Raw genomic sequence first — 22,490 nt, 5'->3', positions numbered from 1 at the left:
TCAACCTCGCATCCGGCTGGCGCTGTCGGCGTCCAGCGTCCGGAAGCGGTGGTCCAACTGCAGGATCAGGGCCAGGCCGACCGCCGCCTCCGCCGCCGCCAGGGTGATCACCAGGATGAACATGATCTGGCCGTCGGCCTGGCCCCAGCGCGAGCCGGCCACCACGAAGGCAAGCCCGGCGGCATTGAACATGACCTCGAGGCCCATGAGGATGAAGATGAGATTGCGGCGCACCAGCACGGCCGCCAGGCCGAGGACGAAAAGCAGGGCGGCGAGCAGGAGACCGTGCTCCAGGGGGACGGCGCTCATCGGCGCGCCTCCTGGTCCATGCGCTGGTCCGGCTCGTCGCGTCGGCCCAGGTGGTAGGCGGCCACCAGGCCGGCGGTGAGCAGCAGCGAGGCGAGCTCGACGGCCAGCAGATAGGGGCCGTAGAGCAGGATGCCCACCTCCCGGGCCTCCACCACCCGCGTGCCCGTCAGCCCGCCGTGCTCCTGCAGCAGCAGGTACAGCAACTCATCGAGCAGGATGAAGGACAGCAGCGCCGGACCCGCCCAGATGCCGGGCCGCAGCCAGCGCCGTTCCTGCTCGGTGGCGGCGCGGCCCAGGTTGAGCATCATCACCACGAAGACGAAGAGCACCACGATGGCGCCCGCGTAGATGATCACCTCCAGGGCTGCGGCGAAGGGAGCGCCGAGGATGTAGAAAATGAGCGCCACCGCCAGCAGCGAGACGATCAGGTAAAGGAGAGCGTGCACGGCGTCCAGGCGGGTGATCATCATCACCGTGGCCAGGATGGCAACCAGCGCGGCAAGATAGAAGGCGATGTCCATGGTGTCCTCTCCGGGGTTCACGGCAGCAGGCTGTGCACGTCCACGGGCGGCGCCTCGTTTTCGGCCTCGCCCTTGTCCTTGCCCCGGATGGCCAGCCCCGAGACCCGGTAGAAGCTGTAGTCGGGGTACTTGCCGGGGCCGTTGATGAGCAGGTCCTCCTTCTCGTAGACCAGATTGCGGCGATCGTACTCGCACATCTCGTAGTCCGGGGTGAGCTGGATGGCGTAGGTAGGACAGGCTTCCTCGCAGAAGCCGCAGAAGATGCAGCGCGAGAAATTGATGCGGAAGAACTCGGGATACCAGCGGCCGTCCTCGCGCTCGGCTTTCTGCAGGGCGATGCAGTCCACCGGACAGGCCACCGCGCAGAGATAGCAGGCCACGCAGCGCTCCTCGCCGTCGGGATCGCGGGAGAGGATGATGCGGCCGCGCCAGCGCGGCGGCAGGTAGGGCTTTTCCTCGGGATACTGCACCGTCACGCGCTTGCGGAAGAGGTGCAGGAAGATGTCCCACATGGTGCGCAATTGACTCCACATCGGCGACCTCCTAGGGCGTCCCGCGCGCGAGCACCAGCCCGCCCGTCACCACGAGGTTGAGCAGCGCCAAGGGCAGCATCAGCTTCCAGCCGAAGGCCATGAGCTGATCGTAGCGCGGGCGCGGCAGCGAGGCCCGCAGCAGGATGAAAAGCCCCACGAACACGGCGGTCTTGAGGGCGAACCAGAGCAGGGGCGGCAGCAGCGGTCCCTGCCAGCCGCCGAAGAACAGCACCACGATCATGGCTGAACTCAGGAGAATGCCAAGGTATTCGCCGACGAAGAACATGCCGAACTTCAAGCCCGAATATTCGGTGTGATAGCCCGCCACCAGTTCTGCCTCCGATTCGGGCAGGTCGAAGGGCAGACGGTGGGTCTCGGCGACGCTGGCGATGATGAAGAGCAGCAGGCCCAGGAACTGGGGCACGGCGAACCACAGATGCCGCTGCGCCTCGACGATCTCGCGCAGGTTGAAGGAGCCGGCCAGCATGACCACGCCCATGATGGACAGGCCCATGAAGACCTCGTAGGTCAGCGTCTGGGCCGAGGCGCGCAGGCTGCCCAGCAGCGCGTACTTGTTGTTGGAGGCCCAGCCGGCCAGCATGGCGCTGTAGACGGCCAACGAGCCCATGGCCAGGAAGAAGAGCAGGCCGATGTTGAGGTCGACGATCCAGACGCCCGGAGCGAAGGGCAGCACGGCGAAGGCGAGCAGGGTCACGGCGACCACCACCGCCGGGGCGAGGATGAAGACCGCCCGGTCGGCGAAGGGCGGCGTCCAGTCCTCCTTGGTGAAGATCTTGATCATGTCGGCCACCACCTGCAGGAGGCCGAAGGGGCCGACGCGGTTGGGGCCGTAGCGGTCCTGCCACAGGCCGAGCAGGCGGCGCTCCACCCAGATGAGCAGCGCCGCCAGCGTCAGGATCACCAGCAGGATGCCGCCGATGTTCAGCAGGGCGCGCACGTTTTCGCTCATGGCGCTTGACCTCCCTCGATGCGGGCCCAAGCCGGCAGGGTGATTCCGACCAGGCCCGGCAGGCCCGGAGGCAGGCCGGCCAGGCCCGCGGGCAGTTCGGGCCGGATGCGCACCGGCAGGCGTTGCGGGCCGCTGGCAAGCCGCACGGTCGCCAGGCCGCCGTCGCCGATGCCGAGCGCGGCCGCATCCGCCGCGTTCAGCGCCAGATAGGGCGCCGGCGCGCGCTCGGCCACGGCCGGCGCGAGTGCGCTCAGCTCCTCCGAGCCGAAGAGATGGTAAAGCGGCACCAGCAGCCATTCCCTCGGGCGGCGCCGGAATGCCGGCGGCACGTCGGCGAAGTAGGGCGGGACGGCGTCGGCGGCCGGCTCGATCAGGCGCCGCCCGGGGTCGCCGCCGCGCAGCGACTCGCCTACCTCGTCCTGGAACTTGTTCACGGACTGGATGGAGTTCCAGCCCGGCGCCCAGAAAAAGGGGATGAGGGGTGCCGGCTCGGGCCCGTAGTAGCCTTCCATGGTGAAGGACAGCGGCGAGTCGGGATCCTGCGGCGGCTTGGGCTCGTGGACGGTGAGGTCGGCCAGGACTGCGGTGCGGCCGCTGTAGCGGTGCGGCTCCCGTTCGAGCTTCATGCCCGCGATTCGGAAGCGGGCCGAGGGCGCCACCTGGGTGATCGGGGCGAACTGGGGCAGCGCCTCGGCGCAGGCGGCGATGACGTCGTCCAGATTCTGCCAGGCCGCGGCCCGCGCATCTCCGGCGGCCGCCCCCAGGTCGCGCAGCCAGCGCCAGCTCTCCTGCACGTCGCCGGCGGGCGGCACCGGCGTGAAGACCTGGAAGAAGCGCTGCATGCGTCCTTCGCTGCTCACCAGCGTGCCGTCCGCCTCGGCGAAGGTGCCGGCCGGCAGCACCAGTTCGGCATCTTCCGTGGTCCCGTGCGTCAGGCAATCGATGGCGATGACGTGGCGTGCCGCGCCCAGGCCGGCATCCACGCTGTCCCGGTCCATGCGCCGGTACAGGTCGTTCTCCAACACGATCAGCGTGTCCGCCTCCCCCGTGCGCAGGGCTTGGAGGGCGGCGTCGAGCGGGCGGCCGCCCATGAGCGCGAGCCCGAAGCTGTTGCACTCGGGCGCGGTGAAGCACAGCGCGGCATCGCAGCCGTCCCGGCACAGGGCCCAGGCCACGTTGGCCGCCGCCTGGATCAGCGCCTCGCTGCCGCTGCTCGGGCCGGCGATGATGAGCGGGCGCCGGGCGGATTGCAGGGCCTGGGCCACTTGGCGGGCCAGCTGTTGCACCGCGTCCGGCAGATCCGGCACGGCGGGGGCGGCCGGGTCCAGGGCGTGGGCCACCGCCAGGCCGAAGCGCGCCAGTTCGTCCGGGCTGCCGTGGTAGGTGCCGGTCGCGATGTCGTCGAGGCGGGTGGCGGCGAAGCAGGCGATGTAGAGCGGGCTCTTGGCGTCCTTGCTGGCGTTGCGCACCACCGCGTCGTTCCAGCGGTCGATGCGCAGATGGTCGGCAATGTCCCAGGCGGCATGGCGCACCGCCTGACGCAGGCTCAGGGCCAGGCGCGGGGCGGTGTTCAGAAGGTCCTCGCCCAGCACGAGGACGGCATCGGCCTGCTCGGCGTCGCGCAGGGACGGCGTGCGGGCCGGGCCCTGGCGCAGAATGTCCAGCATGCGGGCCAGGAGGCGCTGCTCCCGGGCGGCGAGGCCGCTGTAAAAATGTTCCGCGCCCACCAGGCGGTACAGGGCGAAATTGGCCTCCAGCGAGGCGCGCGGCGAGCCGATGCCGATGACGCGGCGCCCGGCGATCAACTGGGCGGCGTGCTGCACCGCCATTCCCCGGGTCACCGCCAGGGCCTCTGTTTCTCCCGGCCGGCGCAGCCGGGACTGGCGCAGGCGCCGGTCGCCGTTGACGAAGCCGTAGCCGAAGCGTCCGCGGTCGCAGAGAAAATAGCCGTTGACCTCGCCGTTGTAGCGGTTGAGGATGCGCCGCACGGCGTTGCCGCGCTCGTTGGGATGGGTGTTGCAGCCCAGGCCGCAGTGCACGCACACGGACGGCGCGCCGCGCAGGTCCCACTTGCGGGCGTAGCGCTTGCCCAGGGTCTTGTCGGTGAAGACGCCGGTCGGGCAGACCTCCACCAGATTGCCGCTGAACTCGTTTTCCAGCACGCCGTCAGCCTGGCGGCCGAAGTAGACGTGATTATGCATGCCGAGGGCTTGCAGGTCGTGGCCGCCGGCATAATCGCCGTAGAAGCGCACGCAGCGGTAGCAGGCGATGCAGCGGTTCATCTCGTGATTGATGAAGGGGCCCAGGTACTGGTTGCGGAAGGTGCGCTTGCGGAAGCGGTAGCGGCGGTAGACGTGGCCGGTCATGACCGTCATGTCCTGCAGATGGCACTCGCCGCCTTCCTCGCAGACCGGGCAGTCGTGGGGATGATTGGTCATCAGCCACTCGATCACGCCGGCGCGGAAGGCCTTGGCTTCGGGCTCGTCGATGGCGATGCGCGTGCCGTCGGCGGCCGGGGTCATGCAGGCCATGACAATCCGCCCGCGGGTGTCCTGCTCATCCCGGTACTGCTTGACCGCGCACTGGCGGCAGGCGCCCACCGAGCCCAGCGCCGGATGCCAACAGAAGTAGGGCAGGTCGAAGCCGAGCGACAGGCAAGCGTGCAGCAGGTTGTCCGCCGGATCGGCCTCGTAGGGCCGGCCGTCAATGTAGATGGTCGCCATGGTCGGCCCCCCAGGGACAGCGTCGCTCGCGGATGTGCCGCTCGAAATCCTCCCGGAAGTGGCGCAGTCCGCTTTGCAGCGGCTCCATGGCGCCCGGCGCCAGGCCGCAGAAGGTGTAGCCCGGACCGAGGAAGCGGGTGTGCATGGCCAGGAGCTCCAGATCTTCGGGCGCGCCGCGGCCGGCGTCGATGGCCGCCAGGGTCTGCTGCACCCAGGGCAGGCCGTCGCGGCAGGGCGTGCACCAGCCGCAGGACTCCCGTGCGAAGAAGTGCTCCAGGTTGGCGAGCAGGCCCACGGGGCAGGTCTGGTCATCGAGCACGATCATGGTGCCGGTGCCTAGGCGGCTGCCCACCGTGGCCATGGAATCGAAGTCCATGGCCACGTCCAGCTGCTCCGGCAGCACGAACTCGGTGGAGGCGCCGCCCGGCAGCACCCCGCGCAGGGCGAGGCCGTCGCGCAGGCCGCCGGCGTGCGCTTCCAGGATCTCGCGCATGGGCGTGCCCATGGGCAGCTCCCAGGTGCCGGGCCGCCGCACCTTGCCGCTCACGCCGTAGATCTTGGTGCCGCCCGCCTGGCCGCGCCCGAGGGCCTTGAACCACTCGGCCCCATGCAGCACGATGTGCGGCACGTTGCACAGGGTTTCCACGTTGTTGACGATGGTCGGCCTGCCCCAGAGGCCGCTCACCGCCGTGCGCACCCCCTTGGCGCGCGGGATGGCGCGCCGCCCCTCCAGGGCATTCAAAAGGGCGCTGGCCTCGCCGCAGATGTAGCGCCCGGCGCTGATGTGCAGGTAAAGCTCGAGATGGTAGCCCGAATGGAGGATGTCGCGGCCGAGGTAGCCCCCGGCGTAGGCTTCGGCGATGGCCCGCTGCAATCGTTGCGCCGCCAGCACATACTCGCCGCGCAGGAAGATGTAGGCCACGTCGGCCTGGATGGCGTAGGCGCTCACGACGATGGCCTCGACCATCTGATGCGGGTCGCCTTCCAGCAGCAGGCGGTCCTTGAAGGTGCCGGGCTCCATCTCGTCGGCGTTGACCACGAGATACTTGGGCCGCGGGGCGTCCGGCCCCATGGGCACGGCGCTCCACTTGCGCCCGGTGGGGAAGCCGGCGCCGCCCATGCCGCGCAGCCCGGCTTCGGTGACCAGGCGGGTGATGGCCTGTGGCGCCAGGGTGAGCGCCTGGCGCAGGGCCTGGTAGCCGCCGGCCTGCTCATAGCTCCGCAGGTCCAAAGGCTCCCGGTCCGGGCGGATGTGCTGGGTGAGCGGCGTGTCCATGGGCGCTCCGCTAGGAGTATCGGTCCAGAAGGGCGTCGAGCCGCTCGGGATCGAGGTCCCCGTGCAGCGTGTCGTCGATCATCATCGCCGGCGCGTGATCGCAGGCGCCGAGACAAGGGGCGGGCAGCAGCGTGAAGCGCCCGTCGGCGCTGGTCTCGCCGAAGCCGATGCCGAGCCGCGCCGCCAGTTGCGCGCGCACGCGCCCGTAGCCCATGATCCAGCAGCTCACGCTGTCGCAGAGAAAGATCACGTGCCGGCCGACCGGGCGGCGGAACACCCGGTTGTAGAAGGTCGCCACTGCGTCCACCTCCGCCGGCGACATGGCCAGCGCCTCGGCGATGTCGCGCACCGCCTCGTCGGATACCCAGCCGCGATGCCGCTGCACGATGAGCAGGGCATCGATGCACACCGCCTGCCGGTCGGGGTAGCGCTGCAGTTCGGCCTCGATTTCCTCTCGCTCCTCGGCGCTCAGCATTTTGGCCCCCTAGCGGTCCACGTCTGCCATCACGAAATCCAGGCTGCCCAGAATGGCGACGAGATCCGGCACCATCAGCCCGCGGCTCAAGAGCGGGATGGTCTGCAGGTGCGGGAAGGACGGCGTGCGGATGCGGGTGCGGTAGGACATGGTGCTGCCGTCGCTGATCAGATAGTAGCTGTTGTTGCCCTTGGTGGCCTCGATGCCGATGCTGGCCTCGCCCGGCGGAATCACCGGCCCCCAGCTCACGTTCAGAAAGTGCGTGATGAGGGTCTCGATGTCGTGCATGGTGTAGCCCTTGAGCGGCGGCGTGGTCAGCGGATGATCGGCCTTGTGGGGGCCGTCCGGCATCTGCTCCAGGCACTGCTCGATGATGCGCAGGCTCTGGCGCATCTCGGCGATGCGCACCACCGCCCGGTCGTAGCAGTCGCCGTGCGCGGCGGTGGGGATTTCGAAGTCGAAATGCTCGTAGCCCGAGTAGGGGCGCCGCTTGCGGAAGTCCCAGGCAAAGCCGCAGGCGCGCAGGTTGGGGCCGGTCACGCCCCACTCGATGGCTTCGTCCAGGGTATAGGCGCCGATGCCCTGGGTGCGTTTCTTGAAGATGCGGTTCTGCATGACCATGCGCTCGTACTCGTCCAGGCGCCCAGGCAGGTAATCCAGGAATTCGCGCACCAGCCGGTCCCAACCCCGCGGCAGGTCCGCCGCCACGCCGCCGATGCGGTACCAGGCCGGATGCATGCGAAAGCCGGTGATGGCCTCGACCACGTCGTAGACGCGCTCACGGTCGGTGAACATGTAGAAGACCGGCGACAGGGCGCCCACGTCCTGGGCAAGGGTGCCGTAGAAGAGCAGGTGGCTGCCGATGCGGAAGAACTCCGCCAGCATGATGCGGATCACCTTCACCCGGTCGGGCACCTCGATGCCGGCGAGCCGTTCGACCGCCAGCACGTAGGGCAGGTTGTTCATCACCCCGCCCAGGTAATCGATCCGGTCGGTGTAGGGGATGTAGGTGTGCCAGGACTGGCGCTCGCCCATCTTCTCTGCGCCGCGATGGTGATAGCCGATGTCCGGCACCGCGTCGATGATCTCCTCGCCGTCGAGCTGCAGAATGACGCGAAAGACGCCGTGCACGCTGGGGTGGTTCGGTCCCAGGTTCAGGAACATGAAATCGGTGCCGTCGCTGGCGCGCCGCATGCCCCATGCCTCGGGCTTGAAGCGCAGCGCCTCCTGCTCGGCCGCGTAGCGCTCGGGCGACAGCGTGAACGGCCCCATCTCGGTGGCGCGCGCCGGGTGGTCCTTGCGCAGCGGGTGTCCCACCCAGGTCGGCGGCATCAGGATGCGGCGCAGGTGCGGATGGCCCTCGACGCGGATGCCGAACATATCCCAGATTTCCAGCTCGTACCAGTTGGCCGCCGGCCACAGGTCGGTCACGGTCGGGATGGCCGGCGCCTCGCCGTGCAGCGCCACCTTCAGGCGGATGTCGGCGTTGCGTTCGTAGGACAGCAGATGATAGACAACGGTGAAATCGCTGGGCGGCTGGCCCTCGCGGTGGCTGCGGATGCGCTCGTCGATGGCGGTGAGATCGTAGAGCACCTGGTAGGGCGGCTGCGCCTCCCGCTTCAGATAGCGCAGCACCGCGCGCACCTGGTCCTTGCCCACCCAGAAGGTGGGAATGGCGTCGCGGGTAGGTTGGGCCGTGAAAGCGGCCGTCCCGAAGCGGGCGTGGAGCTCGCCGGCGATGTCCGGAGCGCCGTCTGCCTCCGCCACAGCCGCTTGGCGCTCCTGGATTGCCATGGCTAGACCTCGTCCGGGCTGCGCAATACGGTGGTCCGCTGGTTGAGCGCGCGTTTTTGCTCGCGCACGCTCCCGGGCGGCTTCGGCAGGCGTTCCACGCCCTGTGGGCCGATCATCCAGCCCAAGGGGCGCCGCTCCTTGCCGATGGCGTCCTGCAGCAGCATCAGGCCCTGCAGCAGGGTGTCCGGGCGCGGCGGGCAGCCCTGCACGTAGACGTCCACCGGCAGGAACTTGTCCACGCCCTGGACCACGCTGTAGATGTCGTACATGCCGCCGGAGTTGGCGCAGGAGCCCATGGAGATCACCCAGCGCGGCTCCAGCATCTGCTCGTAGAGGCGCTGGATCACCGGCGCCATCTTGATGAAGACGGTGCCGGAAATGACGATGAGATCCGCCTGCCGCGGCGTGGCGCGGATCACTTCCGCGCCGAAGCGGGCGATGTCATAGGGGCTGGTGAAGGCGGTGGCCATCTCCACGTAGCAGCAGGACAGGCCGAAGTTGAAGGGCCAGAGGGAGTGCTTGCGGCCCCAGGAAACCAGTTCCTGCAGATTGGCCAGCAGCACGTTGCGGCGCAGGTCCTCGTCCAGATCGCCGTCGGCCGGGCGGGGAGCAGATTCCGATGCATTGCTCAGCCACCAGATCATATCGGTCTCCTGTGCCTAGCGGGTGCGCGTGCGGCTGCGCGGCGGCGCCCAGTCCAGGGCGCCCAGGCGCCACAGGTAGACGAGGGCGGCAACCAGGATGAAGACGAAGACGGCAGCCTCGATGAAGCCGGCCCAGCCCGCCTCGCGCACGGCGATGGCCCAGGCGAAGAGGTAGACCGCCTCCAGATCGAAGATCACGAAGAACATGGCGATCAGGTAGAACTTGGCGGACAGGCGCAGGCGCGCCGTGCCCACCGGCAGGACGCCGGATTCGAAGGGCTCCACCGTCGCCCGGGGCGGCGGGCCCGGATGGCGCGCACCCAGCATGTGGGACAGGCTCAGCATGGCGGCCACCAGGACCAGCACGATGGCGGCGTACAGCACCAGGGGCCACAGACCGTTCGATTCCATGTCCGCCTCCCGTCCGAGGAGAAGACTGCCGAGGGCTCATACTTGAACAGGGCGGCGGGGGGAACAATCAGCCTAAGGTTAGTCGAGGCTGGCTGCGGACGTGAAAAAGCCCGTCGGCCCGGGCGGCCGACGGGCGGATGGAGGGGCGGGGATCAGCGGCCCAGCTGCCGCACCGTCTCCTCGTTTTCCAGGGTGGAGGTGTCCTGGGTGATCTCCTCGCCGCGGGCAATGGCGCGCAACAGCCGACGCATGATCTTGCCCGAGCGGGTCTTGGGCAGGTTGTCCGTGAAGCGGATGTCGTCGGGCTTGGCGATGGGGCCGATGGCCTCGCTCACGTGCTGGCGCAGGGCTTCGGTCAAGCGGTCGCGGTCATCCTGCACGTGGGACTGGCGCAGGATGACGAAGGCGGTGATGGCCTCGCCCTTGATCTCGTGCGGGCGGCCCACCACCGCCGCCTCGGCCACGGCCGGGTGGGAGACCAGGGCGGACTCGATCTCCATGGTGCCCAGGCGATGGCCGGATACGTTCAGCACGTCGTCGATGCGCCCCATGATCCAGTAATAGCCGTCGGCGTCGCGGTGCGCGCTGTCGCCGGCCACGTAGTAGCGATTCTGGAACTTGGCCCAGTAGGTTTCCAGGTAGCGCGCGTCGTTGCCCCAGACGGTGCGCAGCATGCCCGGCCACGGCCGCTTGACCACCAGATAGCCGCCCGCCTCCGTGCCCTGCACCGGATCGCCCTCCTCGTCGACGATGTCGGGGAAGATGCCGGGCAGGGGACGGGTGCAAGAGCCCGGCTTGAGCGGCGTCACGCCGGGCAGCGGGGCGATCAGGTGGCCGCCCGTTTCCGTCTGCCACCAGGTGTCCACCACCGGGCAGCGCTCCTTGCCGATCACCCGGTAGTACCACATCCAGGCCTCGGGGTTGATGGGCTCGCCCACGGTGCCCAGCAGGCGCAGGGAGCTGAGATCGTACTTGCCCGGCCACTCCTCGCCCAGCTTCATCAGGGCGCGGACGGCGGTGGGCGCGGTGTAGAAGACGCTGACGCCGTGGCGCTCGATCATGGCCCAGAAGCGGCCGGCGTCCGGATAGGTGGGCACGCCCTCGAACAGGAGCACGGTGGCGCCCACCGCCAGCGGGCCATAGAGGGCGTAGGTGTGGCCGGTGACCCAGCCGATGTCGGCGGTGCACCAGTACACGTCCTCGGGCTTGATGTCGAAGACCCAGCGCATGGTCAGCGCGGACCAGAGCAGATAGCCGCCGCTGCTGTGCACGATGCCCTTGGGCTTGCCGGTGGAGCCGGAGGTGTAAAGCACGAAGAGGGGATGCTCGGCGTTCACGGACACGGCGGGGCATTGGGGCTCGGCGTCCTGCATCAGCTCGTGCCACCACAGGTCGCGGCCGTCCAGCATGTCCACCTCCTGGCCGGTGCGGCGCAGCACCACCACTTTGTCCACCGAATGGCCGTCGCGCATGAGGGCTTGGTCGGCGTGCTGCTTGAGGTGCACCACCCGGCCGGCGCGGAAGCCGCCGTCGGCGGTGATCAGCAGCTTGGCCTGGGTGTCCTCGATGCGGTCCTTGAGGGCCTCGGCGGAAAAGCCGCCGAAGACCACGCTGTGGATGGCGCCGAGGCGGGCGCAGGCCAGCATGGCGACGGCTGCTTCCGGCACCATGGGCATGTAGATGGCCACCCGGTCGCCGGTGGTGATGCCGAGCTTCTTCAGCACATTGGCGAAGCGGCTGACTTCGCGGTGCAACTGGCCGTAGGTGAAGGTCCGCACCTCGCCATCCTCGCCTTCCCAGATCAGCGCGGCCTTGTTGCGGGTCGGGCTGCTCAGGTGGCGGTCCAGGCAGTTGGCGGCGACGTTCAGCTCGCCGTCGGCGAACCAGCGGTAGAAGGGCGCCCGGCTGTCGTCCAGCACCTGCGTGAAGGGCTTGTCCCAGGCGAGCTCCTGGCGGGCCAGGTCGCCCCAGAAGCCGGACGGGTCCTCCTCCGCGCGCCGGCACAGGGCGGCGTACTGCTCGCTGTTCAGGTTGGCCTGCCGGGCGAAGTCCTCGTGCACGGGGAAGACGCGCGCCTCCGTCAAAATGGATTCCAGTTGAATGCCGCTCATGAATCTCTCCTCGGGCTGGCGGTTATGCTTGGGTCCATCTTAAGGCGCCGGGGCGCTTTCGCCAAGCCTCGACAGGACGCCGCGCCCATAAGCCCGATCCCCCGGCCGGACGGTTTTCGGTTATGCTGGTCGCCACATTTCAGCAGGAGGCGACATGGAAAAAGGGCCCAGAATCAGCGTCGACATCATCATCGAAAAGGCCGACGATCCGGCGCGCCCGGTGCTGCTCATCGAACGCCACTACGAGCCGCATGGCCACGCCATCCCCGGCGGCTTCGTGGACTACGGCGAGACCCTGGAGCACGCCGCCTGCCGCGAAGCGGCCGAGGAAACGGGGCTGGCGGTGCAGCTGGAGCGGCTGCTCTACTGCTACTCCGATCCGCGCCGCGACCCCCGCGGCCATACCATCAGCGCCGTCTTCATCGCCAGCGCGCGCGGCGAGGCCCAGGCCGCCGACGACGCCAAGTCCGTGCAGTGGTACGCGGCCGGGGCCTGGCCGGACGACCTGGTCTTCGATCACGCGCGGATTCTGGGGGATTACCTGCGCTTTCGCGAGCGGGGAGAGCTGCCGCAGCCGGGCTGTGCTTGAGAGGCTGGTGCGGAACGCCTGACCTGCACCCGGGACAATGCGTAGGCCAGCCCCGAATACCTTCTCCCTGCTTCTCCCTGCGGGAGCGGGAAGGTGAGGGCGGCGGGCCGAACGCCGGTGTGCGCGATGACGGCCTCTGGTCCTCAGTGCATCTTGCGCTTGTCCACCGTCGCCGTCACCACCAGCCGCGTGTAGCGGCCGAAGTAGTTGTCCAGCGCCTGTTCCAGCGCCTTCAGGAAGGCGGCGTTCTTGGCCAGGTCGAGGCGGCTTTGGGGCAGGTGGATCTGGACTTCGCCCGGCTCGAACATGAGGAAGGTGGCGTATTTCAATTCGGCCAGCCACTGTTCTGCGAGGCCGGAGCGGCGGAGGGCGGCCCGGATGTGCTGATCGGGGCCTTCTTTGAGCTGAATGACGTTCTGCATCGACTGCTGACACCTTGACTGCTTGAAATCGGATCGTCTTGCGGCCCGCACGGGACCTAGCCGAGGAAATAGTACAAATGCCGGGAAAGGCGAGGTGCGGGGGGCTACAGCTCGCGAAACGGCACGCCTGCCCCGATCAGGCGTTGCTTGAGATCCGCCGCGGCCGCGGCCACGGCCGCCGCCTCGCCTGCGACGCCCAGCTCGATTTGCGGTCCGCTGTCCGCGAAGTGGGGCAGGCTGGAGAAGTCCACCGCCGGATGCGCGGCCACGAAGGCCTCCATCAGCGGCACCAGATCGCCTTCGCGGCTGCCGGGCAGCAGGAGGCGCGCCTCGATCCGGGCGGGGCGGGGCGGGTAATGCTGCTCCAGTACCCACTCGGTCATGGGCTGGGCCATCTGCGGAAAGCCCGGGAAAAAATGATGCTTGCCCAGGCTGAAGCCGGGGATCTGGTTGACCGGGTTGGGAATGAGCGCCGCCCCGGCGGGCAGGTCCGCCATGCGGATGCGCACCGGCTCGGCGCCTGCGCCGAAACGCGTGCGGATCAGTTGCGCCGCTTCCGGGTGACGGGCCAGCGGCAGGTCCGCGGCCGCGGCGGCGCAGGCGCGGGTCAGGTCGTCCGGCGTGGCGCCCAGGCCGCCGTAGCAGAAGAGCGGTTCCGGGCGGGCATAGGCCCAGCGCAGCTGGCCGGTGATCTGCTCAGCTTGGTCCGCCAGGACGAGGGCGTAGGCCAGCTCGTAGCCGCGGGCCGCCGCCACCGCGCGCAGGTGGGCCACGTGCCGGTCCTCGCGCTTGCCGCGCAGGATCTCGGTGCCGATGACGACGGCGCCGAAAGCGGCGCCCGGCTTGTCGCTACTCACCGGGCTGGCTTTTCACCGAACTCAGGCGGGCGATGATGTCGCCGTACTTGGTGTGATAGCGCAGCTCCACCGGCAGGCGGCGGGCGTCGTTGCTGTAGCACACGCTGGCCACCCGCTTCTTGTTGGGGTCGTTCTGCTGCAGGTCCACCTGCTGCACGCATTGCGCCTCGAAATTCCCGGCCCGGGTGCTGATGCTGGCCGTGCCCAGGTCCTTGATCTGCAGCTTCTTGCTGTTCTTGCCGTCCACCACCACGAAGGGGTGGCGGATGCTGTCCGGGAAGAAGCGCAGCTGCTGGATCAGGGTGTTGGGGTCATAGGTATAGGCGTTGATGGGCACGTCCTTGCGGCCGTCCTCGTTGTCCAGGTGTGCCACCTTGTCGTTCCAGTCGAAGCGGGCCGAGCGCGGGAATGGCTCCTTGCCCTGGTTCACGTGCTCGTAGCGCAGCACCTGAAGGCGCTCGTCGTTGACCTTGAACAAGGACTGCTGATCGCTGTCCAGGCGGTAGAAGACGTTGACCACGCGATTGGTCTCGGCATTGGCCGTCAGCCGGTAGGTGCCGTCGCCCTGGCGTTCCAGGGTTTGCTGGATGGTGCCGGCCGGAATGCCGTTCCAGGTGACCTGGTAGGTCAGCGTTTCCGAGCGGGGCAGGGAGACCGCGGCGGCCTGGCCGGCCAGCGCCAGGCCGAGGGCGATAAAGGTAAGCCGCTGCAGGGAGGGGGATCGGCGCAGTCCGGGCATTTCTGTCTCCTTTCGCTGAAAGTGCTGTTTGCTTAACGCACGGGCGCGGCTATTGTTGACGGCGGCCAGATCAGCGCGCAATCCGCCTCCAGGGGACGGGCGAAGCGGACGCGGGTGCCTTCCAGGCGCACCAGGCCCTGGCCGATCCAAGCCAGGGCCTGCGGATAGATGCGATGTTCCTGGGCCAGCACCCGCTCGGCCAGGCTCTCCGGCGTGTCATCGTCCAGCACCGGCACCGCGGCCTGGATGATGATGGGGCCGGCGTCCACGTCCTCGCTCACGAAGTGCACCGTGGCGCCGTGGAGTTTCACGCCCTGCTCCAGCGCCCGCCGGTGGGTATGCAGGCCCGGAAAAGCGGGCAGCAGGGAGGGATGGATGTTCACCAGGCGGCCATGATAGCGGGCCACGAAGGCCGGGGTGAGCAGGCGCATGAAGCCGGCCAGCACCACCAGGTCCGGCCGGTAGCCGTCGATCAGTTCGGCCAGGGCGGCGTCGTAGGCCGCCCGGTCGGGAAAATTGCGGTGCCGCAGGACGGCCGTGGGCACGCCGCTGCGCGCGGCGCGCTCCAGGGCATAGGCGCCGGGGACGTTGCTGACGACGGCGGCCAGTTCCGCCGGCACTGCGCCGTCGGCGACGGCGTCCAGAATGGCCTGCAGGTTGCTGCCGCGGCCGGAGACCAGAGCGACGATGCGCAAGGGCGTCGGACTCCGTCAGGCCACGAGTTCCACGGCGCTGCCCTGGTGCGGCACGATCTCGCCGAGCCGAAAGGCCGTCTCGCCGGCGCTCTGCAGCACGGCCAGGGCCGGCTCGGCCTGCTCGGCCGCCACCACCAGGGCCATGCCGATGCCGCAGTTGAAGGTGCGGTACATCTCGGCATCGTCGATGCGGCCTTCCGCCTGCAGCCAGTCGAAGATTGCCGGGCGCGGCCATGCCTTGGTCTGGATGCGGGCGGCCAAGCCGTCGGGCAGGACGCGCGGCAGGTTCTCGGGCAGCCCGCCGCCGGTGATGTGGGCCATGGCCTTGACCGGCACGCTCTGGAGCAGGGACTGCAGGGATTTGGCATAGATGCGGGTGGGCGTCAGCAGCGTCATTCCCAGGGTGCCGTCACCGAAGGGACTGTCCAGGCCCAGGCCGCTGCGCTCCAGCACCTTGCGGGCTAGGGAATAGCCATTGGAGTGCAGCCCGCTGGAGGCGAGGCCGAGGACCACGTCGCCGGCCCGCACCTGGCTGCCGTCGATGATGGCATCCTTTTCCACCACGCCCACGGCGAAGCCGGCCAGATCATATTCGCCGGGCTGATACATGCCGGGCATCTCCGCCGTCTCGCCGCCGATCAGGGCGCAGCCGGCCTGCTCGCAGCCCCGGCCGATGCCGTCGATGACGCTGGCGGCGACATCCACGTCCAGCTTGCCGCAGGCGAAGTAATCCAGAAAATAGAGGGGCTCGGCGCCGGTGACGAGCAGGTCGTTGACGCACATGGCCACCAAGTCGATGCCGATGCTGTCATGCCGGTCCATCTGCTGGGCCAGCAGCAGCTTGGTGCCGACGCCGTCGGTGCCGGAGACCAGCACGGGCTGGCGATAGCGCTCCGTGGGCAGCTCGAAAAAGCCGCCGAAACCGCCCAGGCCGCCCAGCACGCCCGGACGCCGGGTGCGGCGGGCGATGGGCTTGATGCGCTCGACCAGGGCATTGCCGGCATCGATGTCCACGCCGGCGTCGCGATAGGAAAGGGAGGTCTTGTCTTCGGCCACGGATTGCTCCTTCAGGAATGCTTGCGCCAATGGTAGGGGGCTGCAGGGTTGCTGTCAAAACGCGCCCGCGCGGCGGCTTGACTTGCGCGCGGCTCTGGCCTAGCGTCAAGCCTATGAATCTGCCCAATATAATAACGATATTCCGCATCCTGCTCGTGCCGGCCATGATCTACGCGCTGCTGCGCCAGAACTACTCCTGGGCCGTGGCCATTTTCCTGGTGGCGAGCATCAGCGATGCCCTGGACGGCTACATCGCCCGCCGCTTTAATCTCCATACTCGCCTGGGGGCCATCCTGGATCCGCTGGCGGACAAGCTGCTGGTGGCGGCCGTGGTCATCCTGCTGACCTGGCTCGGCTGGCTGCCCTATTGGCTGACCGCGGCCATCCTCCTGCGCGATCTGGTCATCGTCAGCGGCGCCCTGGCCTATCACAAGCTCATCGGCCCGGTCGAGGTCAAGCCCAGCTATCTCAGCAAATTCAACACCGCCGCCCAGTTCATCCTGATCGTGCTGGTCCTGGCGGAGGCGGCTCGCTGGCTGGCGCTGGGACCGGTGCTGACGGCCGGCTTCGTCCTGGTCTTCGCCAGCACGGTGCTGTCCGGCCTGGATTACGTCTGGCGCTGGAGCCGCCGCGCCGCCCTGTACCACAAAGAAGGCCCGCAATGACGAACTGGAAACGGCTGCTCTACCTGGCGCTGCTGGCCCTCGGGGCCTGGCTGGTCTATCTGCTGGCGCCCATCCTGACGCTCTTCGTCGTGGCGGCGCTGCTGGCCTACCTGCTGCTGCCGCCGGTGGACAAGCTGGCCCGCTTCCTGCCGCGCTGGCTGGCGGTGAGCATCGTCTTCGGGCTCTTCGTCGCCATCGTGGCCGGCGCGGTCATGCTGCTGGTTCCGGTCATCGGCGAGCAGGTCCAGGTCTTCATCGCCAACTGGCCGCGTTATCAGGCCGCCCTGGAGAGCCGCTTCGCCGAGCTGTACGGGCTGCTGGGCCGGCCGGTGTCCTCCTCGACCCTGCTGCGGGAGCTGCAAGGCCAGATCGGCCGCATCGGCCAGTGGCTGGCGGCCGGCCTGGGCAGCCTCTGGAGCTCGGGCATGACGCTCTTTTCCTGGCTGCTCAACGTGGTGCTGGTGCCGGTGATCGCCTTTTACTTTCTCAAGGACTGGCACCGCCTGATGGAGCTCGCCGATTCCCTGCTGCCGCGCGCCCAAGCCCCGCGGCTGCGCGCGCTCTTCGCCGAGTCCGACCGGGTGCTGGGCGAGTTCCTGCGCGGCCAGCTGCTGGTCATGCTGGGACTGGGGACCATGTATTCCATCGGCCTGAGCCTGATGGGCCTCAATCTGGCGCTGCCCATCGGCATCTTCGCAGGACTGGTCAGCTTCATTCCCTACCTAGGCCTGATCCTGGGCGGCGGGGCCGCCCTGCTCATGGCCGCCATCCAGTTTCACGACTTCTATCATCCCCTGCTGGTCCTGGGCGTGTTCGCCGGCGCCCAGGTGGTGGAGGCGACGCTGCTGACGCCCTTGCTGGTTGGCGACCGCATCGGCGTGCATCCGGTTGGCGTCATCTTTGCCGTGCTGGCCGGCGAACGGCTCTATGGGGTGGCGGGCATGCTGCTGGCCTTGCCCCTGGCGGCGGTGCTCACCGTCTGGTGGCGGCCGGTCATCGCCCGTTATCGCGCCAGCCGCCTCTACGGCGATCCGGCTGCGGCGGGGGAGGCCGGCGCTGGCGGCAGCGAAGGGCCGCGATGACCTTTCAGGCGTGCCACCAACTGGCTCTGGACTTGGCGTTTCCGGACGAGCTGCGTCTGGAGGGCTTCTATCGTTCGCCACAGCATGCGGAGGCTTTTGCCGCGGTCAGCAATCTGGCGGCGGGCACGGCAGCGGCCCAGAATCTTTACCTGTGGGGCGCGGCAGGCACCGGCAAGACCCACTTGCTGGTGGCCGCCGCGCGTCAAGCCAGCGAACGGGTCTGGGCGCCGTATCTGGATCTGCTGGAGTTGAGCGCGAGCACGCCGGCCGGTGCGCCGGACCAGTGGCTCGCGGGGTTGGAACGGGCCGGGCTGCTCTGCCTCGACCGCATGGAGGCGGTGACTGGCGACCGCGCCTGGGAGGAAGCGCTGTTCCATCTCTACAATCGCCTGCAGCTGCAGGGCGGCAGCCTGCTCATGGCTGGCCGTCAGGCGCCGGGTGCCAGTGCCTGGGCGCTGCCGGACTGGGGCAGCCGCGCCAACTGGGGCCTGGTCTTGCAACTGCCGTCCCTGCAGGACGCGGACCGGCTGGCGATTCTGCAGATGCGCGCCCGCGCTCGTGGTCTGGAGCTGCCCCGGGAGGTGGGAGAATTCCTGCTGCAGCGCTGTCCGCGCGACATCCAGTCCCTCAACCGGATGCTGGACCAACTGGACCGCGCCGCCCTGGCCGCCTCGCGCCGGCTGACCATTCCCTTCGTCAGATCGGTGCTGCGCTTCTGAGCCGGCGCGCCTTCACGCGGGTGTATAGATTGCAGCCGGTGAACCAGGCGCCGGCCAGCACGATCTCCAGGATGGCGGGCGCGCGCTGGTAGGGATCGGCGAGAGCCAGCGTCACGCCCTCCGCCAGGTAGGCCAGCGACAGCATGCTGGCCCAGGCATAGGTGTATAGGCGACCGTGCAGCATGCCGCGCAGGGGAAAGAGCAGCGGCACGGCTTTGAGGGTCAGCCAAAGGCCCGGCGGGGCATAGGGGGAGGGCGCCCACCAGGTCTCCCAGACCAGGGTGAGGGCGATCAGGCCAAGATAGCCGCCTAGGGCGGCCGCCTGGGCGGCGTGCTCCAGGCGCGAGGGCGAGCTCAGCTGCGGCGCAGGCCGCCCGGCGGCGACAGGCTCAGACATCGGGCAGCACGTCCAGCACTTTCTCCGGCGGACGCGCCAGCACCGCCTGCCGGTCGTCGACGACGACGATCGGGCGTTCGAGCAGGGCGGGCCGCTGGGCCAGGGCGCGCACCAGCGTTTCCCTCACCAAGCCGGGGTCATCCAGGCTGGCCTCCTGGTAGAGGGCGTCCTGGGTGCGCATGATTTCCCGCGGCTCTTTGCCCAGCAGCGTGAGGAGGCGCTCCAGCTCTTCGGCGCTCGGCGGGGTTTTCTGGTATTCGATCACGGTGGGCTCGATGCCCCGCTCGCGGATGAGCCGCAGCGCTTCCCGGGATTTCGAGCAGCGCGGGTTATGATAGATCTTGACCTGCATGGATAGTCCTTTTCGCAAGCAACCGGAGCGTTTCTTACAATTCCGCCCACGGCGGCTTATAATAATCACGATCAGCAGCCGCCGCAAAAGATGGATGATACCGTATTTCAGGAGTCTCGGCCTATGTCAGCCTGGCGATCCGCCTTTTCCGCCGCCCTTGTTGTCGTAACCGTCGCCCTGGGCCTGTCCGCCTGCGCCGGCGCGCCGGTCCAGGAGATGAGCGACGCGCGTTCAGCCTTGGCTGCCGCTCAGCGCGCGGGCGCCGAGCAGAAGGCGCCGGATACCTTCCGGCAGGCGGAAGCTTGGCTCAACAAGGCGCAGGTGGAGATGGAGATCCATAACTACAGCGGTGCGCGGGACTACGCCCAGCGTGCCAAGGACGCCGCCTTGCAGGCCCGCATCAAGGCACAAGTGCAGACCCAGACCCAGGCACCGGCGCAGCCGCACGCGCCGATCCAACGCCAGACCCCGCCCGCCGGCGAGCAGCAGCTCTAGAGCCGGCGATCCTGCCGCGCTCAGGCCGGCGGCAGATAGGTGAACTCGATTTGCCGAAAATAGCGGGTCTTGATGACCACCGGACCGAGCCGGATGCGTCGCGCACCGGCCACGCCGTCTGCCGTTTCCGTGAGCAGGCCGGTCGCGCCCCCCTGCGGGTTGACCGTGCCGGGCAGCAGCAGGTGGTGCCGCCCGCCTTGCTGCAGCAGGACGATGGGAATGCTTTCCCCTTCCACGGGGCTCTCGTCGAGCGCCAGGGCGGCCGCCCGCACCTGCTTGCCCAGCTTGCGCAGTCCCATCTGAATGCCGCCGCGCAGGTTTTGGCGCACCCAGCGCACCTGGGTGACCGTCACCTGGGTGAGGGGCGGGAGGTCGCCGGCGAACCCGTTCAGCACCGCATCCCAGTCGACGTCGGCCGGGTCGGCCGGCTCGATGCCCACCACCTGGCCCACCTCGATTTCCGGGGCCGTGGCATAATCGCAGACGATGCGCATGCCGGTGTTGCTCACATCCACCAGTTGCCAGCTGCAGGCGGCCTGGGTGGCGGTGCGGAACTCCGCCGGTTGCGCGTCGGCGGCATCGGCCAGGGCGTAGTCGGATCGCGGGGCATCGCCCTGGCGCAGGCGCAGGACGATGTTCTGGATCTGCGGATACAGGCGCACCGGAATGCCCCAGACGTCCTTGCGCGCCGCCTCCCGGACATCCGGCAACAGCGCGGACCAGATCTGCTCCACCAGTTCCTGCCGCTGGGCGGCCGGCAGTTGCGCCAGGGTTTCGTGGATGAGTGCCGGGTCCTCGCCCTCGTTGAGCAGGCGCAGGTGTTCCGGCAGCAGTTCCTCCAGCGGCTCCGCGTCCAGCACCAGGCAGTGCGGCAGCCGGTCCTCGGACAGCCAGCCGTGCTCGCTGTACATATGCCAGGGCGCGATCGGCCCGCGCTCGGCGTCCGGATCGATCAGGAAGATGGCGGGCAGGCTGTCCGCGCCCACCGGGATGGGGCGCTCCCGGTAAGGGGTGAGGGACAGGGCGGCGGCATACTTGTGCAGGTAGGCGACCATCCAGGGCAGCAGGCCGGGGGCTTGGCGGTAGGCGTCGACGATGCCGATGAGGCACAGCTGGGTATAGATCTGCTGGATGCAAACCGTGTCCCCGCTGCTGGAGCCCTGCGCGCGCAAGGCCAGCCCGTGCTCGCGGGCAATGCTGAAAAGCGCGTGGCTTTCCTTCCACAGGCGCGGCGGCACTTCCCGGTAGCGCTCCACCAGCAGGCGCATGAGCAGCACGTGGATCTCCAGAGCGTTCAGAACGGCCGTCGCCAGGATGCCCGGCCGGTTCCGGGATTCCTCCTGCTCGCCCTGGGCGACCACGATCTTGAAGGCGGTCGCCAATTCCTCCACGCTGCGGATGAGGTCCCAGCGCGCCTGGTTCTGGCCCTTTGCTTCCTGGGCGCAGGCGTATTCGTACCAGTAGTTGAGCCGCTCCCTGAACCACTTGTGGAAATGCGTCGCCACCGCCAAGCGGTGGGCGGCCTTCAGGCGCGTGCGGTTGGCTTCCGCCGCGGCCGCCGCGAAGCGGTCCATGTCGCCTGCGTAGGGAGGCGTGCCGCCGGGGCGCATGTTCAGAAAGGTCTGCATGTGCAGGCGGCTGGGTATCCAGTCGCTGCGCTGGGGCGGGATGAAGATGCGTGGCTCGGACAGCACGTGTTTCATGATCAAAAAGTATATATAAAAGGGAAAGCGCAGAGTAGCTTTGCCAGTCGGCCGAAGGGTAGGCTAATATGAGCCGCGCAAGTCTCTGAAATCGTGTGGAAAGCCTAAAGCAGGACGTGGCCATGGAAGAAAAAACGGAGCAGCCCTTTCGCATCCTGGTGGTGGAGGACGAACCGGGCATTCAGGAATTGATCCGGGTTTCCCTGGTGCGCCAAGGGTACGTGGTCCAGTGCGTGGACAGCGTGGAGGCGGCCGATCCCATCCTGAAGAGTTGGCACCCGCAGCTGCTCATCCTCGATTGGATGCTGCCCGGCGAGAGCGGGCTCGCTTGGTGCAGGACCTTGCGGCGGGACGAGGACAGCGAGCACTTGCCGATCATGCTCATCACGGCCCGCGGCGAGGAGAGCGACCGGGTGCGCGGCCTGGAGTCGGGCGCCGACGACTACATCAGCAAGCCCTTTTCGCCCAAGGAAATGGTGGCGCGGGTCAAGGCTGTGCTGCGCCGCGCGTACAAGGGCCAGGATCAGCGCACGTTGAATGTGGGCATCCTGCGCTTGGAGCTGCAATCGCATCGGGTCTTCGCCGGCAACGTGGAGCTGCATCTGGGACCGACCGAGTTCAAGCTGTTGCGCTTTCTCATGTCCCATCCCGAGCGGGTCTTTACTCGCAACGCCCTGCTGGACCGGGTCTGGGGCCAGCAGGTTTATGTCGAGGAGCGCACCGTGGATGTGCACATCCGGCGTTTGCGCAAGGCGCTGGAGCCCTTTGGCTGCGAAAACTACATTGAAACCGTGCGCGGCTCGGGCTATCGCTTCCGGGCCGAGACCCCGTTGCTGTCCTCCGCACCATGACCCCACCGCTCAGGCGTGAGGCGACCGGCGCGGGGGCCGGTCGCCAGCGGCACCGTTTTCTGGCCCGTTCCCACATTTTGCGCTCCGCGCATCACCGGCGG

The 22,490-nt window shown here is 68.5% G+C and carries 25 protein-coding genes; 6 read left to right on the top strand and 19 right to left on the bottom strand.

The features are described from left to right. The 11 genes from nuoK to acs form a co-directional block, all read right to left on the bottom strand. Nucleotides 1–309 (bottom strand): NADH-quinone oxidoreductase subunit NuoK, encoded by a 309-nt coding sequence (gene nuoK / locus G579_RS0104540; RefSeq protein ID WP_028989231.1) that lies wholly within the window; start codon nt 307–309, stop codon nt 1–3. After that, on the bottom strand, nt 306–830 hold the full coding sequence (nuoJ, locus tag G579_RS0104535; protein ID WP_028989230.1) for an NADH-quinone oxidoreductase subunit J: 525 nt from the start codon (nt 828–830) through the stop codon (nt 306–308). The genes nuoK and nuoJ overlap by 4 nt, the downstream gene beginning before the upstream one ends. A gap of 17 nt (nt 831–847) precedes the next feature. Further along, nucleotides 848–1,363, bottom strand: coding sequence for an NADH-quinone oxidoreductase subunit NuoI (nuoI, locus tag G579_RS0104530; protein WP_028989229.1), 516 nt, complete (start codon nt 1,361–1,363; stop codon nt 848–850). A 10-nt stretch (nt 1,364–1,373) separates the two neighbouring features. After that, nucleotides 1,374–2,333, bottom strand: a complete 960-nt coding sequence (nuoH, locus tag G579_RS0104525) for an NADH-quinone oxidoreductase subunit NuoH (RefSeq protein ID WP_028989228.1) — start codon at nt 2,331–2,333, stop codon at nt 1,374–1,376. Continuing rightward, complete coding sequence (nuoG, locus tag G579_RS0104520; RefSeq protein ID WP_028989227.1) at nt 2,330–5,056, bottom strand: NADH-quinone oxidoreductase subunit NuoG; 2,727 nt, start codon at nt 5,054–5,056, stop codon at nt 2,330–2,332. The genes nuoH and nuoG overlap by 4 nt, the downstream gene beginning before the upstream one ends. Continuing rightward, a complete protein-coding gene (gene nuoF, locus G579_RS0104515; RefSeq protein ID WP_028989226.1) occupies nt 5,037–6,332 on the bottom strand; it encodes an NADH-quinone oxidoreductase subunit NuoF in 1,296 nt (431 codons plus the stop codon). Before nuoF ends, nuoG begins: the two co-directional genes overlap by 20 nt. Before the next feature lie 10 nt (nt 6,333–6,342). Beyond that, a complete protein-coding gene (nuoE, locus tag G579_RS0104510) occupies nt 6,343–6,807 on the bottom strand; it encodes an NADH-quinone oxidoreductase subunit NuoE (RefSeq protein ID WP_028989225.1) in 465 nt (154 codons plus the stop codon). Between the two features lie 9 nt (nt 6,808–6,816). Continuing rightward, nucleotides 6,817–8,601, bottom strand: coding sequence for an NADH-quinone oxidoreductase subunit C/D (nuoC, locus tag G579_RS0104505; protein WP_038018111.1), 1,785 nt, complete (start codon nt 8,599–8,601; stop codon nt 6,817–6,819). A 2-nt stretch (nt 8,602–8,603) separates the two neighbouring features. Next, entirely contained in the window at nt 8,604–9,176 is a 573-nt protein-coding gene (locus tag G579_RS0104500) for an NADH-quinone oxidoreductase subunit B (RefSeq protein WP_456243244.1), read from the bottom strand. An 84-nt stretch (nt 9,177–9,260) separates the two neighbouring features. Further along, nucleotides 9,261–9,656: an NADH-quinone oxidoreductase subunit A gene (ndhC, locus tag G579_RS0104495; protein ID WP_028989222.1), complete on the bottom strand. Its 396-nt coding sequence runs from the start codon at nt 9,654–9,656 to the stop codon at nt 9,261–9,263. A gap of 152 nt (nt 9,657–9,808) precedes the next feature. Further along, nucleotides 9,809–11,767 (bottom strand): acetate--CoA ligase, encoded by a 1,959-nt coding sequence (gene acs, locus G579_RS0104490; RefSeq protein ID WP_028989221.1) that lies wholly within the window; start codon nt 11,765–11,767, stop codon nt 9,809–9,811. A gap of 154 nt (nt 11,768–11,921) precedes the next feature. Between acs and G579_RS0104485 the strand changes: the two genes are divergently transcribed. Beyond that, nucleotides 11,922–12,356: an NUDIX domain-containing protein gene (locus tag G579_RS0104485; protein ID WP_028989220.1), complete on the top strand. Its 435-nt coding sequence runs from the start codon at nt 11,922–11,924 to the stop codon at nt 12,354–12,356. Nucleotides 12,357–12,499: 143 nt separating this feature from the next. Here G579_RS0104485 and G579_RS0104480 read toward each other — a convergent pair whose 3' ends face one another. The 5 genes from G579_RS0104480 to purM all read right to left on the bottom strand — a co-directional run bounded on the left by G579_RS0104480 (nt 12,500) and on the right by purM (nt 16,125). Continuing rightward, the gene (locus G579_RS0104480) at nt 12,500–12,778 is read right to left on the bottom strand and encodes a hypothetical protein (protein ID WP_028989219.1); all 279 of its coding nucleotides are present in this window, start codon (nt 12,776–12,778) and stop codon (nt 12,500–12,502) included. A gap of 104 nt (nt 12,779–12,882) precedes the next feature. Beyond that, nucleotides 12,883–13,635, bottom strand: coding sequence for a competence/damage-inducible protein A (locus G579_RS0104475; protein WP_028989218.1), 753 nt, complete (start codon nt 13,633–13,635; stop codon nt 12,883–12,885). Next, on the bottom strand, nt 13,628–14,374 hold the full coding sequence (locus tag G579_RS0104470) for a DUF3108 domain-containing protein (protein ID WP_028989217.1): 747 nt from the start codon (nt 14,372–14,374) through the stop codon (nt 13,628–13,630). The genes G579_RS0104475 and G579_RS0104470 overlap by 8 nt, the downstream gene beginning before the upstream one ends. A 32-nt stretch (nt 14,375–14,406) precedes the next feature. Next, a complete protein-coding gene (gene purN / locus G579_RS15840) occupies nt 14,407–15,069 on the bottom strand; it encodes a phosphoribosylglycinamide formyltransferase (protein WP_038018106.1) in 663 nt (220 codons plus the stop codon). A 15-nt stretch (nt 15,070–15,084) separates the two neighbouring features. Next, nucleotides 15,085–16,125, bottom strand: coding sequence for a phosphoribosylformylglycinamidine cyclo-ligase (gene purM / locus G579_RS0104460; RefSeq protein ID WP_028989216.1), 1,041 nt, complete (start codon nt 16,123–16,125; stop codon nt 15,085–15,087). Between the two features lie 113 nt (nt 16,126–16,238). Between purM and pgsA the strand changes: the two genes are divergently transcribed. The 3 genes from pgsA to hda are packed head-to-tail and all read left to right on the top strand — an operon-like array spanning nt 16,239 to nt 18,591. Beyond that, a complete protein-coding gene (gene pgsA, locus G579_RS0104455) occupies nt 16,239–16,790 on the top strand; it encodes a CDP-diacylglycerol--glycerol-3-phosphate 3-phosphatidyltransferase (RefSeq protein WP_028989215.1) in 552 nt (183 codons plus the stop codon). Beyond that, nucleotides 16,787–17,872 carry an AI-2E family transporter gene (locus G579_RS15835; protein ID WP_051180843.1) on the top strand — a complete coding sequence of 362 codons (1,086 nt, stop codon included), beginning with the start codon at nt 16,787–16,789 and terminating at the stop codon, nt 17,870–17,872. The genes pgsA and G579_RS15835 overlap by 4 nt, the downstream gene beginning before the upstream one ends. Beyond that, entirely contained in the window at nt 17,869–18,591 is a 723-nt protein-coding gene (gene hda, locus G579_RS0104445) for a DnaA regulatory inactivator Hda (protein WP_028989214.1), read from the top strand. The genes G579_RS15835 and hda overlap by 4 nt, the downstream gene beginning before the upstream one ends. Here hda and G579_RS0104440 read toward each other — a convergent pair. Then, nucleotides 18,569–18,988 carry a DUF2069 domain-containing protein gene (locus tag G579_RS0104440; protein ID WP_081662582.1) on the bottom strand — a complete coding sequence of 140 codons (420 nt, stop codon included), beginning with the start codon at nt 18,986–18,988 and terminating at the stop codon, nt 18,569–18,571. The genes hda and G579_RS0104440 overlap by 23 nt on opposite strands. Then, on the bottom strand, nt 18,981–19,340 hold the full coding sequence (arsC, locus tag G579_RS0104435; protein WP_028989212.1) for an arsenate reductase (glutaredoxin): 360 nt from the start codon (nt 19,338–19,340) through the stop codon (nt 18,981–18,983). The genes G579_RS0104440 and arsC overlap by 8 nt, the downstream gene beginning before the upstream one ends. Nucleotides 19,341–19,463: 123 nt before the next feature. On the opposite strand from arsC, the gene G579_RS18125 reads away from it, so the two are divergent. Further along, nucleotides 19,464–19,835, top strand: a complete 372-nt coding sequence (locus tag G579_RS18125; RefSeq protein ID WP_051180841.1) for a DUF4398 domain-containing protein — start codon at nt 19,464–19,466, stop codon at nt 19,833–19,835. Between the two features lie 20 nt (nt 19,836–19,855). Here the strand turns inward: G579_RS18125 and G579_RS0104425 are convergent, their stop codons facing one another. After that, nucleotides 19,856–21,538, bottom strand: a complete 1,683-nt coding sequence (locus G579_RS0104425) for a hypothetical protein (RefSeq protein WP_211218650.1) — start codon at nt 21,536–21,538, stop codon at nt 19,856–19,858. A 122-nt stretch (nt 21,539–21,660) separates the two neighbouring features. On the opposite strand from G579_RS0104425, the gene phoB reads away from it, so the two are divergent. Further along, entirely contained in the window at nt 21,661–22,389 is a 729-nt protein-coding gene (gene phoB / locus G579_RS0104420; RefSeq protein WP_028989210.1) for a phosphate regulon transcriptional regulator PhoB, read from the top strand. Nucleotides 22,390–22,490: the final 101 nt, after the last annotated feature.

The sequence above is a fragment of the Thermithiobacillus tepidarius DSM 3134 genome (assembly GCF_000423825.1).
Lineage (GTDB): Bacteria > Pseudomonadota > Gammaproteobacteria > Acidithiobacillales > Thermithiobacillaceae > Thermithiobacillus > Thermithiobacillus tepidarius.
This window is presented reverse-complemented; position numbering and strand designations above follow the sequence as displayed.

Bases quoted from the DNA above. Each gene is read 5' to 3' on its own strand.
- nuoK (WP_028989231.1), bottom strand. From the start codon at position 309: ATGAGCGCCGTCCCCCTGGAGCACGGTCTCCTGCTCGCCGCCCTGCTT.
- nuoJ (WP_028989230.1), bottom strand. From the start codon at position 830: ATGGACATCGCCTTCTATCTTGCCGCGCTGGTTGCCATCCTGGCCACG.
- nuoI (WP_028989229.1), bottom strand. From the start codon at position 1,363: ATGTGGAGTCAATTGCGCACCATGTGGGACATCTTCCTGCACCTCTTC.
- nuoH (WP_028989228.1), bottom strand. From the start codon at position 2,333: ATGAGCGAAAACGTGCGCGCCCTGCTGAACATCGGCGGCATCCTGCTG.
- nuoG (WP_028989227.1), bottom strand. From the start codon at position 5,056: ATGGCGACCATCTACATTGACGGCCGGCCCTACGAGGCCGATCCGGCG.
- nuoF (WP_028989226.1), bottom strand. From the start codon at position 6,332: ATGGACACGCCGCTCACCCAGCACATCCGCCCGGACCGGGAGCCTTTG.
- nuoE (WP_028989225.1), bottom strand. From the start codon at position 6,807: ATGCTGAGCGCCGAGGAGCGAGAGGAAATCGAGGCCGAACTGCAGCGC.
- nuoC (WP_038018111.1), bottom strand. From the start codon at position 8,601: ATGGCAATCCAGGAGCGCCAAGCGGCTGTGGCGGAGGCAGACGGCGCT.
- ndhC (WP_028989222.1), bottom strand. From the start codon at position 9,656: ATGGAATCGAACGGTCTGTGGCCCCTGGTGCTGTACGCCGCCATCGTG.
- acs (WP_028989221.1), bottom strand. From the start codon at position 11,767: ATGAGCGGCATTCAACTGGAATCCATTTTGACGGAGGCGCGCGTCTTC.
- G579_RS0104485 (WP_028989220.1), top strand. From the start codon at position 11,922: ATGGAAAAAGGGCCCAGAATCAGCGTCGACATCATCATCGAAAAGGCC.
- G579_RS0104480 (WP_028989219.1), bottom strand. From the start codon at position 12,778: ATGCAGAACGTCATTCAGCTCAAAGAAGGCCCCGATCAGCACATCCGG.
- G579_RS0104470 (WP_028989217.1), bottom strand. From the start codon at position 14,374: ATGCCCGGACTGCGCCGATCCCCCTCCCTGCAGCGGCTTACCTTTATC.
- pgsA (WP_028989215.1), top strand. From the start codon at position 16,239: ATGAATCTGCCCAATATAATAACGATATTCCGCATCCTGCTCGTGCCG.
- G579_RS15835 (WP_051180843.1), top strand. From the start codon at position 16,787: ATGACGAACTGGAAACGGCTGCTCTACCTGGCGCTGCTGGCCCTCGGG.
- hda (WP_028989214.1), top strand. From the start codon at position 17,869: ATGACCTTTCAGGCGTGCCACCAACTGGCTCTGGACTTGGCGTTTCCG.
- G579_RS0104440 (WP_081662582.1), bottom strand. From the start codon at position 18,988: ATGTCTGAGCCTGTCGCCGCCGGGCGGCCTGCGCCGCAGCTGAGCTCG.
- arsC (WP_028989212.1), bottom strand. From the start codon at position 19,340: ATGCAGGTCAAGATCTATCATAACCCGCGCTGCTCGAAATCCCGGGAA.
- G579_RS18125 (WP_051180841.1), top strand. From the start codon at position 19,464: ATGTCAGCCTGGCGATCCGCCTTTTCCGCCGCCCTTGTTGTCGTAACC.
- G579_RS0104425 (WP_211218650.1), bottom strand. From the start codon at position 21,538: ATGAAACACGTGCTGTCCGAGCCACGCATCTTCATCCCGCCCCAGCGC.
- phoB (WP_028989210.1), top strand. From the start codon at position 21,661: ATGGAAGAAAAAACGGAGCAGCCCTTTCGCATCCTGGTGGTGGAGGAC.